The following is an 18,404-nucleotide window of genomic DNA, read 5'->3' on the forward strand; positions in this document are numbered from 1 at the left end:
GTCTCAGCTTCCCCGATAGGTCGAATAGCCGTAGGGCGAGATCAGCAGCGGCACATGATAGTGCACCGGCTCGGCCATGCCGAAGCGGATCGGCACGCTGTCCAAAAAGGCCGGTTCGGGCAGTTTGCCGTGCCGGCGCAGATAATCGCCGGCGGCGAAGACCAGCTCGTACTCACCGGTGCGGAAGTCGGCGCCCGCAAGCAGCGGCGCATCGCAGCGGCCGTCATCGTTGGTGACCACCGTCTTCAGATGCGTGCGGGCCTGGCGCTCGATGCGGTAAAGCTCGATCGACAGGCCTTTCGCCGGCCTCCCGGTCGCGGTGTCGAGGACATGGGTCGTCAGACGCCCGCCATCGGCTTTCGACGTTTCTGTCACTGGCCGTCTCCCATTCCGGTACAGTCGAACGTTCTGGTGAATTGTGCGCCCATTAAAGGCGATGCATAAGTCCCGGTCGAGCGGAGTGCGACAAAAAGCACTTTCAAAAATTTTCGGGGGAATGCGCAAGCACTCCTTTCGATATCTTCATCTCAACATCCGGCAGGAGTGACAATGCGTTACGAACGGGACATGCGCGGCTACGGGGCCAATCCGCCGGATCCGAAATGGCCCGGCGGCGCGCATGTGGCAGTGCAGTTCGTCGTCAACTACGAAGAAGGCGGTGAGAACTGCGTGCTGCACGGCGACAAGGCTTCGGAAGCCTTCTTGTCCGAGATCGTGGGTGCAGCCCCCTGGGTCGGCCAGCGCCACTGGAACATGGAATCGATCTACGAGTATGGCGCCCGCGCCGGTTTCTGGCGGCTCCACCGCCTGTTCACCGAAGCGCAGGTGCCGGTCACCTGCTACGGCGTTGCCACGGCATTGGCGCGCTCGCCCGACCAGGTGGCGGCGATGCAGGAGGCCGGCTGGGAGATCGCCTCGCACGGGCTGAAATGGATCGACTACCGCGACCATGCGCCGGAAGACGAGCGCCGCGACCTCGAAGCGGCGATCCGCCTGCATTACGAAGTGACCGGCGCACGCCCGACCGGCTGGTATACAGGTCGCACCTCGGTCAACACGGTGCGGCTGGTGGCCGAGGAGGGCGGCTTCGACTACGTGTCCGACACCTATGACGACGAATTGCCTTACTGGTTCGAGCGCGACGGTGCCGAAAAGCCGCAGCTCGTCATCCCCTATACGCTCGACGCCAACGACATGCGCTTCGCCACGCCGCAAGGCTTCAACTCGGGCGACCAGTTCTTTGCCTATCTGAAAGACAGTTTCGACACGCTCTATGCCGAGGGCAGGCAAGGGCGGCCGCGCATGATGAACATCGGCCTGCACTGCCGGCTCGTCGGCCGGCCGGGCCGCGTCGCGGCGCTGAAGCGCTTCGTCGACTACGTCAAGTCGCATGACAGAGTGTGGCTGGCGCGGCGCATCGACATCGCCAGGCACTGGCACGAAAACCATCCGCTCCGGCTGCCGGCGCTGCGCCCGTCGAAAATGGAATTCGAGGCGTTCGTGCATGCATTCGGCGGCGCCTTCGAACATTCGCCGTGGATCGCCGAACGTGCCTACGAGCTGGAGCTCGGTCCGGCGCATGACAGCGCCGGCGGCCTGCACAACGCGCTCTGCCGCGTCTTCCGCGCGGCCAGCGAGGCCGAGCGGCTCTCCGTGCTCAATGCCCACCCGGACCTTGCCGGCAAGCTGGCGAAGGCCAGGCGGCTGACGGCGGAATCGACGAAGGAACAGGCCTCGGCCGGGCTCGACGCGCTGACCGACAAGGAGCGCGAGCTGTTCTCCAAGCTCAACGCCGCCTACGTCACCACTTTCGGCTTCCCCTTCATCATCGCGGTGAAGGGCAAGACCAAGGAAGAAATCCTGGCGGAGTTCGAGGCGCGCATCGGCAACAGCCGCGGCGCCGAATTCGACACCGCCTGCAAACAGGTCGAGCGCATCGCGCTGCTTCGGCTGAGAGACATGCTGCCGCAATAGGGTCAGGACACATGGATATGATCAAGACGCCCGAGCGAACCTACTACGCGCCGCATGGCGGCCACCCCGGCCAGAGCGAGCTTTTGACTGGCCGCGCCGTCTTCACCGAGGCCTATGCCGTCATCCCCAAGGGCGTGATGCAGGACATTGTCACCAGCGCCCTGCCGTTCTGGGACAAGACCAGGGTCTGGATCATCGCGCGGCCGCTGTCGGGCTTTGCCGAGACGTTTTCGCAATACATCGTAGAGGTCGAGCCGGGAGGCGGCAGCGACCGGCCGGAACCGGATGCCGGGGCCGAGGGCGTGCTGTTCGTGGTCGAGGGCGAGCTCAGCGTTTCGCTTGCCGGCAATGCGCATGTGCTGAAGCCGGGCGGCTTTGCCTTCCTGCCGCCGGGGAGCGGCTGGACCGTGCGCAACGAAAGCGGCGCCGCGGTCCGCTTCCACTGGGTGCGCAAGGCCTATGAAGCGGTCGACGGTCTCGACGTGCCAGAAGCCTTTTTCACCAATGAGCAGCAGGTCGCACCGAGCCCGATGCCCGGTACCGACGGCCGCTGGGCAACGACACGCTTCGTCGACCCCGCCGACATGCGCCACGACATGCATGTCACCATCGTCACACTGGAGCCGGGCGCGGTCATCCCGTTCGCCGAGACCCATGTCATGGAGCACGGCCTCTATGTGTTGGAAGGCAAGGCCGTCTACCGCCTCAACCAGGACTGGGTCGAGGTCGAGGCCGGCGACTATATGTGGCTGCGCGCCTTCTGCCCGCAGGCCTGCTATGCCGGCGGCCCCGGTAAATTCCGCTATTTGCTCTACAAGGACGTCAACCGGCACGCCAAGCTCGGCGGAGTGGGTCTCGGGGATCGCGCCCGGTGACCCGCATCGTTGCCCGGCCGCTGACCCGCGAAAGCTTCGCCGAATTCGGCGACGTCATCGATATGGGCGGCGACAACCACTACCCGATCAATGGCGGCAAGGCCGAGCGCTACCACGATCTCGCCACAGCGGAAGCGCAGGGGCCGAACTCGCGTGTGCTGATCTCCATGGTGCGCGGCACGCCTTACGAATTGCCGCTGAAGCTGACCATGGTCGAGCGCCATCCGTTCGGCAGCCAGGCCTTCATCCCGCTGTCGCTACGGCCGTTCCTGGTCGTCGTCTGCCATGACGGCAAGGATGGCCCCGGCGAACCGCACGCCTTCATCACCGCGCCCGGCCAGGGCATCAACTATCCGCGCAATCTCTGGCACGGCGTGCTGACGCCGATCGGCGAGGCCCAGGATTTTGTCATCGTCGACCGCGGCGGCGACGGCTCCAACCTCGAAGAGTGCCATTTCTCGCACCCCTACGAGATCCATCTTCCCGAGGGAAAGCAATAATGACCGACATTTCGCTGATCGACCGCCTGCTCGACGTCATCGAGCAAGACATCGTGCCGAAGACGGCCGACGGCGTCACCCATGGCAACAAGCTGTTCGGCGCGGCGATCCTGCGCAAGGACGACCGCTCGCTGGTGCTGGCCGAGACCAACAACGAGATGGAAAATCCGCTCTGGCACGGCGAGGTGCACTGCCTGAAGCGCTTCTATGAAATGCCCAAGGCCGAGCGCGTCGACACCAAGGATGCCATCTTCCTCGCCACGCACGAGCCCTGCTCGCTCTGCCTGTCGGCGATCACCTGGACCGGCTTCGACAATTTCTACTATCTGTTCAGCCACGAGGATTCGCGCGACTCTTTCGCCATTCCGCACGATCTGAAGATCCTGAAGGAGGTTTTCACCCTCGATCCCGGCGGCTACAATGCCGAGAACGCCTATTGGAAGAGCTTTTCGATTCGCAGATTGGCGCGCTCGTTGCCGGAAGCCGAGCGCGAGCGCCTGGAAGAGCGGATCGGCAAGATTTCCGCCCGCTACGATGAGTTGTCGGGCGCCTATCAGGCGAGCAAGGCCGAAAACGACATTCCGCTGAACTGACGCGGATTGACCAGCCGAATTCGTTGGCTGGCCCACGACGCGACCCAGCGGGCTCCATCATCTGGCGTTCCTGGAGTCCTCGCATGAAAACCGTCACCGAATTCCCCCGCAAGGTCGTCGAATTCCCCGATATGGGCATCGTCATGCCGGACGGCTGCCGGCTGTCGGCGCGGGTGTGGATGCCGGCAGATGTCGGCGACGATCCGGTGCCGGCGATCCTCGAGCATTTGCCCTACCGCAAGCGCGACGGCACCATCGCTCGCGATCAGCTGACGCATCCCTATTACGCCGGCCACGGCTACGCCTCGATCCGCGTCGACATGCGCGGCAATGGCGATTCCGAAGGGCTGATGGACGACGAATATTCCGAGCAGGAATTGCAGGACGCCTGCGACGTCATCGCCTGGGCGGCCTCCCAGCCCTGGTGCAACGGCAAGGTCGGCATGATGGGCATTTCCTGGGGTGGCTTCAACTGCCTGCAGGTGGCGGCGATGCAGCCGCCGGCGCTGAAGGCGGTGATCAGCCTGTGCTCGACCGTCGACCGCTATGCCGACGACATCCATTACAAGGGCGGCTGCCTGCTGATCGAGAATTTCGGCTGGGCCTCGACCATGCTGTCCTATTCGTCACGGCCGCCCGATCCGCTGATCGCCGGTGACAACCGATGGCGCGATCTGTGGCTGACCCGGCTGGAGAACCAGCCATTCCTGGCGCCGCTGTGGCTGAAACACCAGCACCGCGACGCCTATTGGAAACGTGGCTCGATCTGCGAGGACTATTCCGCCATCCATGCCGCCGTGCTGTCGATCGGCGGCTGGCACGACGGCTATCGCAACACGATTTCCCACCTCGTCGGCAACATCGAGGCGCCGGTTAAGGGCATCGTCGGCCCGTGGATCCACAAATACCCGCATTACGCTGGACCGCAGCCCGCCATTGGCTTCCTGCAGGAAGCCTTGCGCTGGTGGGACCGCTGGCTGAAGGGCCTCGACACCGGCCTCGATGCCGATCCCGCCTATCGCGCCTATGTCATGGACAGCGTCCGTCCCGCGCGCTGGCATCCCGAGCGCCCGGGGCGCTGGATCGCCGAACAGCTTTGGCCATCGCCCGACATCAAGGCGCACACGATCGAACTCATCGCCGAGGGCGACAGGCCGGTCATCATCGCCTCGCCGCAGTCCTGCGGCCTTGCCGGCGGCGAATATTTTCCCTTCACCTTCGGCCCGGAACTGCCCGGCGACCAACGTCCGGACGATGCGCTGTCGGTCTGTTTCGATCAGCCGCCGCTCGGCGAAGCGATCGATATCGTCGGCGCGCCGGAAGTTCTTGCCTGGCTCAAGGCGGATCGGCCCCAGGCGAACATTGCCGTACGCCTATGCGATGTGCATCCCGACGGCGCCTCGGAGCTGATCTCCTACGGCGTGCTCAACCTGACGCATCGCAACTCGCATGAATTCCCCGAGCCGCTGGTGCCGGGCGAGCCCGCCACCGCCAGGGTCGTGCTCGACCAATGCGCCTACCGCGTGCCGGCCGGCCACCGTTTGCGTGTTGCCGTGTCGAACGCCTATTGGCCGATGATCTGGCCGTCGCCCGAACCGGTCCGTCTCGAGCTCAAGGCCGCGACGCTGACGCTGCCGCTGCGCCCTCCGGCTCAAGGCGACGAGATCACGTTCGCAGCTCCGGAAGGAGCCACGCCCTGGGCGACGGAGACGATTCGGCCCGCCAATTCCGAACGCCATATCGACCGCGATGAGAAGACCGGCATTGTCACGCTGTCCATAACGGACGATTTCGGCGAGGTGCGCGATCTCCAGCACGGCCTCGCCCATGGCAGCGTCGCGCGCGAGACATGGGCGATCCATCCCGACGATCCGCTGTCAGCGTCTGGAAAGACCCACTGGACGCAGACCTTGTCGCGAAATGGATGGTCGGTGCGCACCGAAACATTGGCTGAGATGCGATCTGACGCACAAAGCTTCACAGTTAGCGCCAGAATCGAAGCCTATGAAGGCGAAAAGCTGGTTTTCGAGCGCAACTTCGAGGAGAAAATCCCCCGCGCGCTGCTGTGAGTGCTCGCCCGATCGGTCCAATTGCGAGGTGCGATTTACGCCACGGCATGTCGCATTCGGTCTTGCTTACTGCTTTCCCTTGCGGTCATTATTCTCCTCACAAGAAACGAGAAAACGACCATTCAGGTCGAACCAACAGAGTGAGGAACTCATCATGTCCAATGAACTGGAATATCTGAGCCGCCGCGTTGCATCGGGCAAACTCAGCCGTCGTGATTTTCTCGGCCGCGCCGCCGCTCTCGGCGTCGCTGCCCCCTTCGCCAACTCACTGCTGTCGAGCGCGGCGCGCGCCGCCGGCCCGGTCAAGGGCGGCACGCTGAAGGCCGGCCTGGTCGGCGGTGAATCCACCAACAGCCTCGACCCCGCGCTGATGATGACGCAGGTGCCGTTCGCCTTCGGCAAGTGCTGGGGCGAAATGATCGTCGAGCTGTCCCCCGAAGGCAAGCTCGAGAACCGCATCGCCGAGGAGATCGGCTCGTCGGACGACGCCAAGGTTTGGACGCTGAAGATCCGCGACGGCGTCGAATTCCACAATGGCAAGACCGTGACCGCCGAGGACGTCGCTGCGACGCTCGAGCGCCATTCGGACGAGAAGTCGAAGTCCGGCGCGCTCGGCTACATGAAGGGCATCGAGAGCATCAAGGCCAGCGGCAAGGAAGTGGTGCTGACGCTGAAGGAGGCCAACGCCGACCTTCCCTACCTGCTCAGCGACTACCACCTGATCGTCCAGCCCAACGGCGGCAAGGACAAGCCCGATGCCGGCATTGGCGCTGGCCCGTACAAGATCGTTACCAACGAGCCCGGCGTGCGCCATGGCGCCGAGCGCTTCGCCAACTACTGGCAGGGCGACAAGATGGGCCATGCCGACCAGATCGAGGTCATCGTCATCAACGACGCGACGGCGCGCACTTCGGCCCTGCAGGGCGGCCAGGTCAACATGATCAACCGCGTCGAGCCGAAGATCGTCGACCTGATCAAGCGTCTGCCCGGCGTCACCATCCGCAACCATGCCGGTCCCGGCCACTATGTTTTCATCATGCATTGCAACACGGCGCCGTTCGACAACAACGACCTGCGCATGGCGTTGAAGCTGGCGATCGACCGCGAGGAGATGCTCGACAAGATCCTCCGAGGCTATGGCTCGCTCGGCAACGACTTCCCGATCAACGCCTCCTACCCGCTGTTCATCGAGATCGAGCAGCGCAAGTACGATCCCGACAAGGCCAAGTTCCACTACAAGAAGTCGGGTCACGACGGCACCGTGCTGCTGAGGACCTCGGACGTCGCCTTCCCGGGTGCCGTCGACGCGTCCCAGCTCTTCCAGCAGAGCGCCGCCAAGGCCGGCATCAAGATCGAGCTCAAGCGCGAGCCCGGCGACGGCTATTGGAACGAGGTCTGGAACAAGCAGCCCTTCTCCGCCTCCTACTGGGGTGGGCGTTCGACCCAGGACCAGATGTACTCGACCGCCTATCTGTCGACGGCCGACTGGAACGACACGCGTTTCAAGCGTCCGGATTTCGACAAGATGGTGCTGGCGGCGCGCGCCGAACTCGACGAGGCCAAGCGCAAGCAGATGTACCACGACATGGCCGTCATGGTGCGCGACGAAGGCGGCCTGATCCTGCCGATGTTCAACCAGTTCATCGACGCGACGGGCGCCAAGGTTGGCGGCTGGGTCGACGATCCGCATCAAGAGCTGATGAACGGCTACGCCTTGGCGAAGTGCTGGCTCGAAGCCTGAGCCTGGCCTTGCCGAGATGTCCTCACCCATCGTGAAACTGGCGGCCCAGCGCGTTGCGCTGGGCATCCTTCTCCTGTTGGCCGTATCGGTCCTGATCTTCGCCGGCACACAGATCCTGCCTGGCGACGTCGCGCAAGCCATCCTCGGACAGTCGGCGACGCCGGAGTCGCTCGCCAATCTGCGCGAGCAGCTCGGCCTGAACGACCCTGCCTATGTCAGGTATTTCCACTGGCTTGGCGGTGTCGTCACCGGCGATCTCGGCACTGCAATGTCGAGCGGCCAGGATATTGCAACGTCGATCAAGGGACGGTTGTGGAACACACTGTTCCTCGCCTTCTGGGCGGCGATCGTCGCTGTGCCGCTGGCGATCATCCTCGGCCTGATCGCGGTGCGTTACCGTAATGGCTGGGTCGACAAGCTGATCTCGGGACTGGCGCTCGCATCGACCTCGTTTCCCGAGTTCTTCATCGGCTATGTGCTGGTCTATTTCTTCGCCGTGAAATGGCAGATCTTCCCCGGCATTTCGACCGTCTATGACGGCATGCCGTTCGGCGAGCGCATACAGGCGATCGCGCTGCCGGCCACCGCGCTGACGCTGGTGGTGCTCGCCCACATGATGCGCATGACGCGCGCGGCGATCCTCAACGTCATGCAGTCGGCCTATGTGGAGACGGCGGAGTTAAAGGGCCTATCGGCCTTCAATGTCATTCGCAGGCACGCCTTTCCCAATGCCATTGCACCGATCATCAACGTCGTCATGCTCAACCTCGCCTACCTGATCGTCGGCGTCGTCGTGGTCGAGGTGATCTTCGTCTATCCCGGCATGGGGCAATATCTCGTCGACCATGTCACCAAGCGCGACGTGCCTGTCGTGCAGGCGGTCGGCCTGATCTTCGCCGCCGTCTATATCAGCTTGAACATCATCGCGGACATAGCGGCGATCGTCGCCAATCCGCGTCTCAGACATCCTAAGTAAGGGGGCGGGTATGCTCGATATCAAACGCATCCCCATCCCGGCATTGATCGGCATCGTGCTGACGTCATTGTTCGTGCTGGCGGCGATCTTCGCACCCTTGATTGCACCCCACGGCAATGGCGAGATCGTCGGCGACGTCTGGGAGCCGATGTCGGCGGCGCATTGGCTGGGCACCGACAATCTCGGCCGCGATCTGTTGTCGCGCATGATCTACGGCGCCCGCATTACGCTGTTCATCGCGGTGCTCGCCACCGCGCTGTCCTTCTCGCTCGGCGCCATCCTCGGTTTCTCGGCGGCGGTCTTCGGCGGCTGGTTCGACACGCTGCTGTCGCGCCTCGTCGACCTGCTGATGTCGATCCCGACGCTGATCATGGCTCTGGTCGTGCTCTCCGTGCTGCCGACCAATCTGGTGACGCTGATCCTGGTGATGGGCGTTCTCGACTCGACCCGCGTCTACCGCCTGTCGCGCGCTGTCGCCGTCGACATCAACGTCATGGACTATGTCGAAGCCGCCAAGTTGCGCGGCGAAGGTGAGGCCTGGATCATCTTTCGTGAGATCCTGCCCAACGCGCTGTCACCGCTGGTCTCCGAACTCGGCCTGCGCTTCATCTATGCGGTGCTGTTCCTGTCGACGCTGTCCTTCCTCGGCCTTGGCGTACAGCCGCCGGATGCCGACTGGGGCGGCATGGTCAAGGAGAACAAGGACGGCATCGTCTTCGGCATTGCGGCGGCGCTTATTCCCGCCGCGGCGATCGCAGCACTGGCGATCTCCGTCAACCTCGTCGCCGACTGGGTGCTGAACCGCACGACAAGCCTGAAGGGAGGGCGCGGGTGATGGCTGACAGCAAAGCGAAATCCGGCCTGCTGCTCGACATCCGCAATTTGCGCATCGAGGCCACGGTCTATCCGCCGGGCGAGGCGCCAAAGAACATTGTGCTTGTCCACGATGTCTCGCTGACGCTGGAGAAGGGCAAGGTGCTCGGCCTGATCGGCGAGTCCGGCGCCGGCAAGTCGACCATCGGCCTGTCGTCGATGGGCTATGGGCGCGGCGGCGTGCGCATCACCGGCGGCGAGGTCATCCTCAACGGCCGCGACATCCTCAAGGGCGGCAAGGAAGGTTTCCGCAAGCTGCGCGGCCGCGAGGTCTGCTATGTCGCGCAATCGGCGGCTGCGGCCTTCAACCCGGCGCACCGGCTGATGGACCAGGTGGTGGAAGCGACGCTGCTGCACGGCACGGCGACACGCGCCGAGGCCGAGAAGCGCGCCGTAGCACTGTTCAAGAAGCTCAGCCTGCCGAACCCCGAAACAATCGGCGAGCGCTTTCCGCACCAGGTGTCGGGCGGCCAGCTGCAGCGCGCGATGACGGCAATGGCGCTGTGTTCCGAGCCGGACTTGATCGTCTTCGACGAGCCGACCACGGCGCTCGACGTGACGACGCAGATCGACGTGCTGGCGGCGATCAAGGACGCCATCCGCGACACCCATGTGGCGGCTTTGTACATCACCCACGACCTTGCCGTCGTCGCCCAGGTCTCGGACGAGATCATGGTGCTGCGCCACGGCCGCCTGGTCGAATGGGGCGGCACCCGCCAGATCATCAAGGAACCGCGCCAGGAATACACCAACGCGCTGGTCTCGGTGCACGAGATCGAGCACCATGAGCAGAAGCCCGGCACGACGCCGTTCCTGTCGGTCAAGAACGTCACCGCCGCCTATGGCCGCAGCCACATCAAGGTGCTGAAGAACGTATCGGTCGACATCTATCCGGGCCAGACGCTGGCGGTCGTCGGCGAGTCCGGCTCCGGCAAGTCGACGCTGGCGCGCGCCATCACCGGGCTGTTGCCGCCTGAGGAAGGAACCGTCACCTTCGACGGCCGGCCGCTTGCCAACAAGCTCGCCGACCGGCCGAAGGAGGATCTGCGCCAATTGCAGATGATCTACCAGATGGCCGACGTGGCGATGAACCCGCGCCAGACCGTCGGCACCATCATCGGCCGGCCGTTGGAATTCTATTTCGGCATACGCGGTCGCGAGCGTGACAAGCGCGTCGCCGAGCTGCTCGACAAGATCGAGATGGGCAAGGGCTTTTCCGATCGCTACCCGGCCGAGCTTTCAGGCGGCCAGAAGCAACGCGTCTGCATTGCCCGCTCGCTCGCCGCCAAGCCGAAGCTGATCATCTGCGACGAGGTGACCTCGGCGCTTGACCCGCTGGTGGCCAACGGCATCCTGAAGCTGCTGCTCGAGCTGCAGAAGGAGGAGAACGTCGCCTATCTGTTCATCACCCACGATCTGGCGACGGTGAAGTCGATCGCCGATTCGATCGCGGTGATGTATCGCGGCGAGGTGGTCCGCTATGGGCCGAAGAGCAAGGTGCTGACGCCGCCCTTCGACGCCTACACCGACCTGTTGCTGTCATCGGTTCCCGAAATGGAGATCGGCTGGCTGGAAAAGGCGATCAAGGGTCGGCGCATGGCGAGCGCGGGCAACTAGGGCGACGCCAGTTCCTGCCTGGTTTGATTAATCCGAAGCGCCGTGCTGCCCGATGGTTGCACGGCGCTTCTATCTCAACGGCCAGATCGCATGGAGCAGCCTGTGGCGCTCGAGTCCAAACTTCTGCTCATCGTCCTCGACGGCGTGCCTTATCGGAATTGGCGCCGGCTGATGGGCAATCTCGAAGGCTGGGTGCAGTCGGGCGAGGCGCGCGTGTGGAAGATGCGCTCGGTGCTGCCGTCGACCTCGGCCTGCTGCTATGCCTCGATCCACACGGGGGTGTCGCCGCAGGTGCACGGCGTGCTGTCCAACGAGAACCGGTTCCGGGTCAAGCAGCCGGATATCTTCTCCGAGGTCAGCCGGGCCGGCGGCAAGACCGGCGCGGTCACCCATTCATACTGGTCCGAATTCTTCAGGTCCTATCCGTTCGATCTGGTCGAGGACATGGAGTTCGACGAACCGGGCGGGCCGATCACGCATGGACGCTTCCACACCATGACCGGCTACAATCTCAAGAACCAGATGACGCCGAGCGACGTCGATCTGTTCGCGACGCTGACCATGCTGACCAGGCGCCACGGCATCGACTACGGCATCCTGCACAGCTGCACGCTGGACTCGATGGGCCATCGCTTCGGCCACGACTGCCACGAGATGGACCATGCCGTCTACGCAATGGACGCCATGCTGGCCGCCTTCCTGCCGGGCTGGCGCGGCGCCGGCTACGAGGTCATCGTCACCGCCGATCATGGCCAGACGGATCGCGGTCATCATGGCGGCCATGACGACGAGATGCAGGATTTCGCGCTGTATTATTTCGGGCCTGGCAAAGGACCGCAGGCAGATACGCTGCTCGACCAGTTGCAGCTGGCGCCGACGGTGCTGAAGCGGCTTGGCGTGCCGGTGCCGGGGACGATGAAGGCGAAGCCGTTCTTGAGCTGAGCGGCCGCGCTTCCAGTCCACAAGGGGAGAGGGGAAAAAGGCGCGCCTCTGGCAACACTCACCTTCTTCGGTTAGCCTCCCAAAATTCCTTGGCGGAGGATGAACCTTTTTGGACCGATCGGCGACAGAGCAGACAGGAGCCAGGCGGCTCGACCGGCCATGACGGCGGCGACGGAGACCGATCGCGCGCTTGTCGACCGGGTCGCGAAGGGCGACAGGGCCGCCGTGCGGCTCCTGTTCATGCGCCACCACGCGCGGGTCTACCGCTTCGTGGTGCGCCAGACGGGATCGGAAATGATGGCCGACGATATCGCGAACGAGGTATTTCTCGAGCTCTGGCGCCAGGCGCCGGGCTTCGAAGGACGCTCGGAAGTCTCGACATGGCTGCTCGGCATTGCCCGCTTCAAGGCGCTGTCCTTGCTGCGCAAGAAAAAGGAAGACTGGATCGACGACGATGACGCGGCGCAGATCCCCGACAGCGCCGACACGCCGGAAGTCGTCACCATGAAGGACGACAAGGCTGCCGCCCTGCGGCGGTTCATCGATGCGCTGCCGGAAGAGCACCGCACGGTGATCGACCTTGCCTATTACCATGGGCAGTCGGTGACCGAGATCGGTGAGGTGCTCGGCATTCCGGTCGCCACCGTCAAAACCCGGATGTTCTACGCCCGCAAGAAACTCGGCGAGGCCCTCAAGGCCGCCGGTTACGACAGGGGGTGGCCATGAGCGCCGCTGAAAAAATGTCGCGCCGCGATGAGATGGAAACGCTGCTGCCGTTCTACCTGAACGGCTCGCTGGAAGGCGCCGAACTGGAGGCCGTCGAGGAATGGCTGGCGACCGACCCGGCGGCACTTGCCGCATTGGGCGAGGCCGAGGCCGAATTTTCCGGCACCGCCGCCGCCAACGAGGCAATCCGCCCGCCGGCCGATGCGCTCAGCCGCTTTGCCAAGGCGCTTGACGCCGAGGCCGGCCCGGCGCGCGCTCCGGCAGGTCAATCATGGCTGGCGCAGGCTTTCAACCGCTTCATGGCGGTGCCGGTCGGCGTCGCCTGGGCCGCGGCCGCGGTGCTGCTGGCGCTCGTCATGGTGCAGTCCTTCGTGCAGCCCGGCGGCAAGGGCAATGATTTTGAAATCGCCGGCACGGAGGACGATCTGGCGAAAATGCCGTTCGCGCTGGTGAAGTTCAAACCGGAGGCGAAGATGTCGGATATTGCGGCCTTTCTCGGCCAGAATGGGCTGAAGGTCGCTGGCGGGCCGACCGCCGACGGCGTCTTCCGCATCGCCATAGCGGCCGAGACCGCTGCCGACTACGAGAAACTGGTCAGCCTTATTGCCGCCCAGCCTTTCGCGGAAGCTGTGATCGAGGGAAGGAAACCGGCGAGTGGCGGCTAGAGCATGATCCCGAAAAGTGGATTCCGGTTTTCGGAAAAGATCATGCTCAAACAAAAAAGAGCTGTCATCGGATTTGCTGGATTTTTGCTGGCGGCGACGACAATCGCCGCCACGCCTGTTTTTGCGCAGAGCAAGGATCCCAACCAGCCGCAGACGAAAACCGACTGTCTCGACCGGACGAATGCGGCCGGCGCCGATTGCGCAAAGGACGGCGGCGGAACGCCAGGCGCCGGGCCTGCCGCGACGGGCACGGTCTTCCTCCCGGCGCTGATCGTCGACCTGTTCCCCAATCCTGCCGGCGGCGGCGGGACGCCGTTGCCGACGCCCGACCCGCGTCGCGACCCGGCCAGCGCTTTGCCTTCGCCGACTGCGCCCGCCGATGCACCGGTGGTTCCGGCCGCCGTGCCGGGCGGTCCGGTCATTTCACCGACCGATCTCGTCGCCACCGAGCCGCAGCGCGCCATCGTCGGTGATCACGTGCCCGACGAGGTGCTGGTGACGGTCGACGGCGATGCCGGCGTCGTGCAGCAGATCGCCGCTTCCTTCGGCCTCGAAGTCCGCTCGCAGCGCCAGTCGCGGCTGCTCGGCACCACGTTGGCGCGCTTCGGCATTCTCGACGGCCGTCCGGTCGGCGTCGTGCTGGCGCAGATGGCCGCCGACGGCCGCACAAGGCGGCGCGAGCCCAACCATGTTTATTCGCTGCAGCAGGCGGCCGGCATCGTCAACTATGCCTTCGACCGCATCGAGCTCGACGAGAAACAGGCCAGCGGCGAGAACGTGCGCGTCGCCGTGATCGACACGGGCATCGACGACAGCAATCCGGCGCTCTCCGGCGTCATCGCCGATCAGTTCGACGCCATGCCCGAGGTGCCGATCGAAAAGCGCGATCACGGCACCTCGATCGACGGCCTGATCGCCGGCGTCGGTGCGCTGAAGGGGATGGCGCCGGGAGCGAAGATCTACCACGCCCGCGCCTTCGAGGGCGGCAAGTCGACCATGGACGTCATTCTTGCGGCGCTCGACTGGGCGGCCGAACAGGATGTGCGCATCATCAACATGAGCTTCGTCGGCCCCAAGAACGACCTGCTCGGCATCGCCTGCCGCAATGCCCGTGCGCTCGGCATCGTCCTGGTGGCCGCCGCCGGCAACAACGGGCCGAAGGCACCCTATGGCTACCCGGCAGCCTATGACGGTGTCATCGCCGTGACCGCCACCGATGCCAAGGACGGATTGATGCCGCAGGCCAATCGCGGCGCCTATGTGTTCATCTCGGCGCCTGGCGTCGAGATGGTGGCACCGAGCGGCGCCGGCTCCGAAGTGGTCACCGGCACCTCGTTCGCGGCGGCGATCGTGAGCGGGGCCGTCGCCAATCTGATCCACATCGCGCCCGACCGCTCGGCCGACGAGATCGAGAAGGCGCTGGCGGCAACGGCCAGGGATCTCGGCCCCAAGGGCCGCGACAATGATTTCGGCTATGGCCTGCTGGATACCAAGGCCGCAGAAGGGGCGAAGGAATAGTCCAATCGAATTGTGAATTGAGTTGTCTACAACAAGGTTGATAGATGAGTAGCTCTCAAATGGAAAAATATGTCTGGTCCTCGGTATTATATTACACCATGGTCGCAGTCGCATTTGTGATGATTTTTATCTCGATCGACAGGCTTGGCGGCCTGTGGAGTTTGGTCGCACTATTCGGATATGTTATACTGATTTATTCTCTCAACATATGGCGACGGAGAAGGCATCCGAGAAGCGTCTATCAAGTGAAATTGGCTCAACGGGGATTGGACGACTAGTTACCGGGGGTTTTGCAATCTCTAAAGCGGTTTTTATGAACGAGGTGGCAGACGTCCGCAAAGGGATCGAACGCGGTCATTCTGGACCTCTACGCCGGCGCGCCAGCCACAGACCCCCTGACCACCAGGTCGACCGGCCAGACCTCGCCGCGGGCGCCCTCTTCCAGCCCTGATATTCGCGCCGCCAGCCGCTCGGCGACGCGCGCGCCGGCGAGGCGGATCGACGATCGCGTCGTCGACAGCGGCACGGAAAAATTCTCCGGTTTCAGCCACGGAAAAACGTCGTCATGGGCGATCAGCGACAGGTCGCCCGGAATGGTCAGGCCGAGATCGCGCACGGCGCGCACGACGCCCAGTGCCATGATCAGGCTGGAGCAGGCGATCGCCGTCGGCGGCTCGTTTTGCTCGAGCAGTCGCCGGGCGGCGCGATAGCCGTTTTCCTCGGTCATGGTGACGGAGCAGATATGGCGCTCGCCGAGCGTCAACCCGCTGGCAGTGAGTGCCCGGCGCATGCCGCGCTCGCGATGGATGGCGAAGGTCTCGCGGTCGTCGCCATTGATCAGCGCCAGCCGCTGGTGGCCGAGTTGGATCAGCAGCCGCGCCGCCTCGTGGAAAGCGCCTTCATTGTCGATGTCGGTGAAAGGGTAGTCGAAGCCGAAGCCTTCGCTGCGGCCGTGGACGATGAAGGGGATGCCGAGCGTATTGAGCAGCGCCACTCGCCGGTCGACTGGCCGCGGCGAGGAGATGTAGACGGCATCGACCTGCCGGTTGGCGACGATGCGGCGGTAGGTGGTCTCCTGGTCGTCGGCGTCGGCCGGCGACAGCACCAGGTCGAGCTCGTGCGAGCGGGCATAGTCGCCGAGGCCGGAGAGGAATTCGACGAAATGCGGGTCGATCTCGACGGCGGCGCCGGTCGGCAGGACATAGCCGATCATTCCGGTCTTGCCGGTCGCCAGCCGGCGCGCGCTCGGGTTGGGGCGATAGCCGTGGCGCTTGGCGGCGTCCATCACGCGGCGCCGCGTTTCCTCGTTGACCTCCGGATAGCCGTTCAGCGCGCGGCTTACCGTGGTCTGCGAAAGCGCCAGCATATGCGAGAGCTGCTTCAGGTTCACCGGAGGCCTCCAAGCCTCAAAGCGCTTTTAATTTTGAATCCAAGCGGCGCCATGGCTGGCGCCGCCGAACAGAGCGAGCATACGCACTGGTCTGGCCAGTTTGAAGCAGAATTGCTGTTGCGTCGCCATAAAACTGTGCTGCAGTGCAGTTTAGTTCTCGCTTATTTGCCGAAACTAAATCGATTAGCCAGCCACCCTCTTGACTCCCGAGCGATTCAATGGCGAGATCAAAAAGACCAAAGCGCTTTGGAAGGCTCTTCGAAAGGTTGCGGTTCCTTTCTGACTGAGTCACAGTCCTGCGGCGTCGGCGGGCGGAATGGAGGTTCCGTCCGGGTGTTCATGACCACTGGGAGGAATAGCGATGAAGAAAATGCTTCTGCTGGGCGCTGCGTTCGCAACGCTCGCTCTGAGCCTGCCGGCGCAAGCCGAACTGAAGTTCAAGCCGGGCGAGGATCCGCGCTTCAACTGGGCGAATTACGAAGAGCTGAAGAAGGTCGACCTCAAGGGTGAGACGCTGACCATCTTCGGGCCGTGGCGCGGCGAGGACGAAGGCCTTGTGCGCACCGTTCTCGAATATTTCCAGGACGCCACCGGCGTTGAGATCAAATACTCCTCGTCCGAGAATTACGAACAGCAGATCGTCATCGACACCCAGGCCGGCAGCCCGCCCAACATCGCCGTGCTGCCGCAGCCCGGCCTGATCCAGGACCTGGCCTCCAAGGGCCTTCTGACGCCGCTCGGCGACGACACCGCCAAATGGGTCAAGGACAATTACGGCGCCGGTCAGTCCTGGGTCGACCTCGGCACATTCAAGGACAAGGACGGCAAGCCGGGCTTCTTCGCCTTCCCTTACAAGGCCGACGTGAAGTCGCTGGTCTGGTACTCGCCGGACAATTTCGAGGAAGCCGGCTACAAGGTACCGAAGACGCAGGAAGAACTGGCCGAACTCGAGAAGAAGATCATCGCCGACGGCGGTACGCCGTGGTGCATCGGGCTCGGCTCCGGCGGCGCCACCGGCTGGCCGGCGACCGACTGGGTCGAAGACATCATGCTGCGCACCCAACCCCCGGAAACCTACGACAAATGGGTGAAGGACGAGATCCCGTTCAACGATCCGGCGGTCGTCAACGCCATCGACATCTTCGGCAAGATAGCGACCGACGACAAGATGGTCGACGGCGGCGCCAAGGCGGTTGCCGCGACCGACTTCCGCGACAGCCCGAAGGGCCTCTTCGCGGTGCCGCCGAAATGCTATTTGCACCACCAGGCATCGTTCATCCCGACCTTCTTCCCGGAAGGCACCAAGGTTGGCCAGGACGCCGACTTCTTCTACTTCCCGCCTTACGCCTCCAAGCCTGAGCTTGGCACCCCGGTGCTCGGCGCCGGAACGCTCGCCATGATTACCAAGGATAGCAAGGCCGCGCGCGCCTTCATCGAATTCCTGAAGATGCCGCTCGCCCATGAGATCTGGATGGCCCAGGGCGGCTTCGTGACGCCGCTCAAGTCGGTCAACAAGGATGCCTATGCCAGCGATGCGCTGAAGAAGCAGGGCGAGATCCTGGCCAACGCCTCGACCTTCCGCTTCGACGGCTCCGACCTGATGCCCGGCAAGATCGGCGCCGGCTCCTTCTGGACCGGCATGATCGACCTGGTCGGCGGCAAGTCGGCCCAGGATGTCGCCACCGACATCCAGAAGAGCTGGGACGCGATCAAGTAAGCCGCCGATCGTAGGCTTACCCGTCCTGACTGGATCCGGGCCTCGATGGCCCGGGTCCCATCGTCGGCCAGACTGTAGCGTTTTTCGTGAAGCATAGAGTTCCGGCATGAAGCGTGGCCTGCCGCGGCGAGAACCCGACTGGCACCCGCTCGCGCTTCACAACTGAATCGGCTCGTGATCCCGTCGCCAAGGCTTTTTCTCGAGCGGCGGATCATGCGCAGGGGAGAG

The 18,404-nt window shown here is 63.9% G+C and carries 16 protein-coding genes; 14 read left to right on the forward strand and 2 right to left on the reverse strand.

Features of this window, described 5'->3' with window-relative positions:
* Positions 1–3: 3 nt before the first annotated feature.
* Entirely contained in the window at positions 4–375 is a 372-nt protein-coding gene (gene uraH / locus ACSQ3Z_RS05715; RefSeq protein WP_436170372.1) for a hydroxyisourate hydrolase, read from the reverse strand.
* A gap of 174 nt (positions 376–549) precedes the next feature.
* On the opposite strand from uraH, the gene puuE reads away from it, so the two are divergent.
* From puuE to ACSQ3Z_RS05780, 13 genes are all read left to right on the forward strand, one after another.
* A complete protein-coding gene (puuE, locus tag ACSQ3Z_RS05720; protein WP_436170373.1) occupies positions 550–1,974 on the forward strand; it encodes an allantoinase PuuE in 1,425 nt (474 codons plus the stop codon).
* 11 nt (positions 1,975–1,985) lie between these two features.
* Positions 1,986–2,849: a bifunctional allantoicase/(S)-ureidoglycine aminohydrolase gene (locus ACSQ3Z_RS05725; RefSeq protein ID WP_436170374.1), complete on the forward strand. Its 864-nt coding sequence runs from the start codon at positions 1,986–1,988 to the stop codon at positions 2,847–2,849.
* Positions 2,846–3,349, forward strand: a complete 504-nt coding sequence (locus ACSQ3Z_RS05730) for an ureidoglycolate lyase (protein ID WP_436170375.1) — start codon at positions 2,846–2,848, stop codon at positions 3,347–3,349. Before ACSQ3Z_RS05725 ends, ACSQ3Z_RS05730 begins: the two co-directional genes overlap by 4 nt.
* Complete coding sequence (locus ACSQ3Z_RS05735) at positions 3,349–3,942, forward strand: nucleoside deaminase (protein ID WP_436170376.1); 594 nt, start codon at positions 3,349–3,351, stop codon at positions 3,940–3,942. Before ACSQ3Z_RS05730 ends, ACSQ3Z_RS05735 begins: the two co-directional genes overlap by 1 nt.
* An 83-nt stretch (positions 3,943–4,025) precedes the next feature.
* The gene (locus ACSQ3Z_RS05740) at positions 4,026–6,011 is read left to right on the forward strand and encodes a CocE/NonD family hydrolase (RefSeq protein ID WP_436170377.1); all 1,986 of its coding nucleotides are present in this window, start codon (positions 4,026–4,028) and stop codon (positions 6,009–6,011) included.
* Positions 6,012–6,165: 154 nt separating this feature from the next.
* A complete protein-coding gene (locus tag ACSQ3Z_RS05745) occupies positions 6,166–7,752 on the forward strand; it encodes an ABC transporter substrate-binding protein (RefSeq protein WP_436170378.1) in 1,587 nt (528 codons plus the stop codon).
* 16 nt (positions 7,753–7,768) lie between these two features.
* The gene (locus ACSQ3Z_RS05750) at positions 7,769–8,728 is read left to right on the forward strand and encodes an ABC transporter permease (RefSeq protein ID WP_436170379.1); all 960 of its coding nucleotides are present in this window, start codon (positions 7,769–7,771) and stop codon (positions 8,726–8,728) included.
* A 10-nt stretch (positions 8,729–8,738) separates the two neighbouring features.
* Positions 8,739–9,563 (forward strand): ABC transporter permease, encoded by an 825-nt coding sequence (locus tag ACSQ3Z_RS05755; protein WP_436170380.1) that lies wholly within the window; start codon positions 8,739–8,741, stop codon positions 9,561–9,563.
* The gene (locus ACSQ3Z_RS05760; RefSeq protein ID WP_436170381.1) at positions 9,563–11,218 is read left to right on the forward strand and encodes an ABC transporter ATP-binding protein; all 1,656 of its coding nucleotides are present in this window, start codon (positions 9,563–9,565) and stop codon (positions 11,216–11,218) included. Before ACSQ3Z_RS05755 ends, ACSQ3Z_RS05760 begins: the two co-directional genes overlap by 1 nt.
* 102 nt (positions 11,219–11,320) lie before the next feature.
* Positions 11,321–12,160, forward strand: a complete 840-nt coding sequence (locus ACSQ3Z_RS05765) for an alkaline phosphatase family protein (RefSeq protein ID WP_436170382.1) — start codon at positions 11,321–11,323, stop codon at positions 12,158–12,160.
* Positions 12,161–12,319: 159 nt separating this feature from the next.
* Positions 12,320–12,886: a sigma-70 family RNA polymerase sigma factor gene (locus ACSQ3Z_RS05770; RefSeq protein ID WP_040582815.1), complete on the forward strand. Its 567-nt coding sequence runs from the start codon at positions 12,320–12,322 to the stop codon at positions 12,884–12,886.
* A complete protein-coding gene (locus ACSQ3Z_RS05775) occupies positions 12,883–13,551 on the forward strand; it encodes an anti-sigma factor (protein ID WP_436170383.1) in 669 nt (222 codons plus the stop codon). Before ACSQ3Z_RS05770 ends, ACSQ3Z_RS05775 begins: the two co-directional genes overlap by 4 nt.
* A 42-nt stretch (positions 13,552–13,593) precedes the next feature.
* Positions 13,594–15,069: a S8 family serine peptidase gene (locus ACSQ3Z_RS05780; RefSeq protein ID WP_436170384.1), complete on the forward strand. Its 1,476-nt coding sequence runs from the start codon at positions 13,594–13,596 to the stop codon at positions 15,067–15,069.
* Positions 15,070–15,436: 367 nt separating this feature from the next.
* On the opposite strand, the gene ACSQ3Z_RS05785 is transcribed toward ACSQ3Z_RS05780, so the two are convergent.
* Positions 15,437–16,459: a substrate-binding domain-containing protein gene (locus tag ACSQ3Z_RS05785; RefSeq protein WP_436170385.1), complete on the reverse strand. Its 1,023-nt coding sequence runs from the start codon at positions 16,457–16,459 to the stop codon at positions 15,437–15,439.
* 361 nt (positions 16,460–16,820) lie between these two features.
* On the opposite strand from ACSQ3Z_RS05785, the gene ACSQ3Z_RS05790 reads away from it, so the two are divergent.
* Positions 16,821–18,176 carry an ABC transporter substrate-binding protein gene (locus ACSQ3Z_RS05790; protein WP_436170386.1) on the forward strand — a complete coding sequence of 452 codons (1,356 nt, stop codon included), beginning with the start codon at positions 16,821–16,823 and terminating at the stop codon, positions 18,174–18,176.
* The last annotated feature ends 228 nt before the right edge of the window (positions 18,177–18,404 follow it).

Source organism: Mesorhizobium sp. LjNodule214, from assembly GCF_964252735.1.
Classification (GTDB): domain Bacteria; phylum Pseudomonadota; class Alphaproteobacteria; order Rhizobiales; family Rhizobiaceae; genus Mesorhizobium.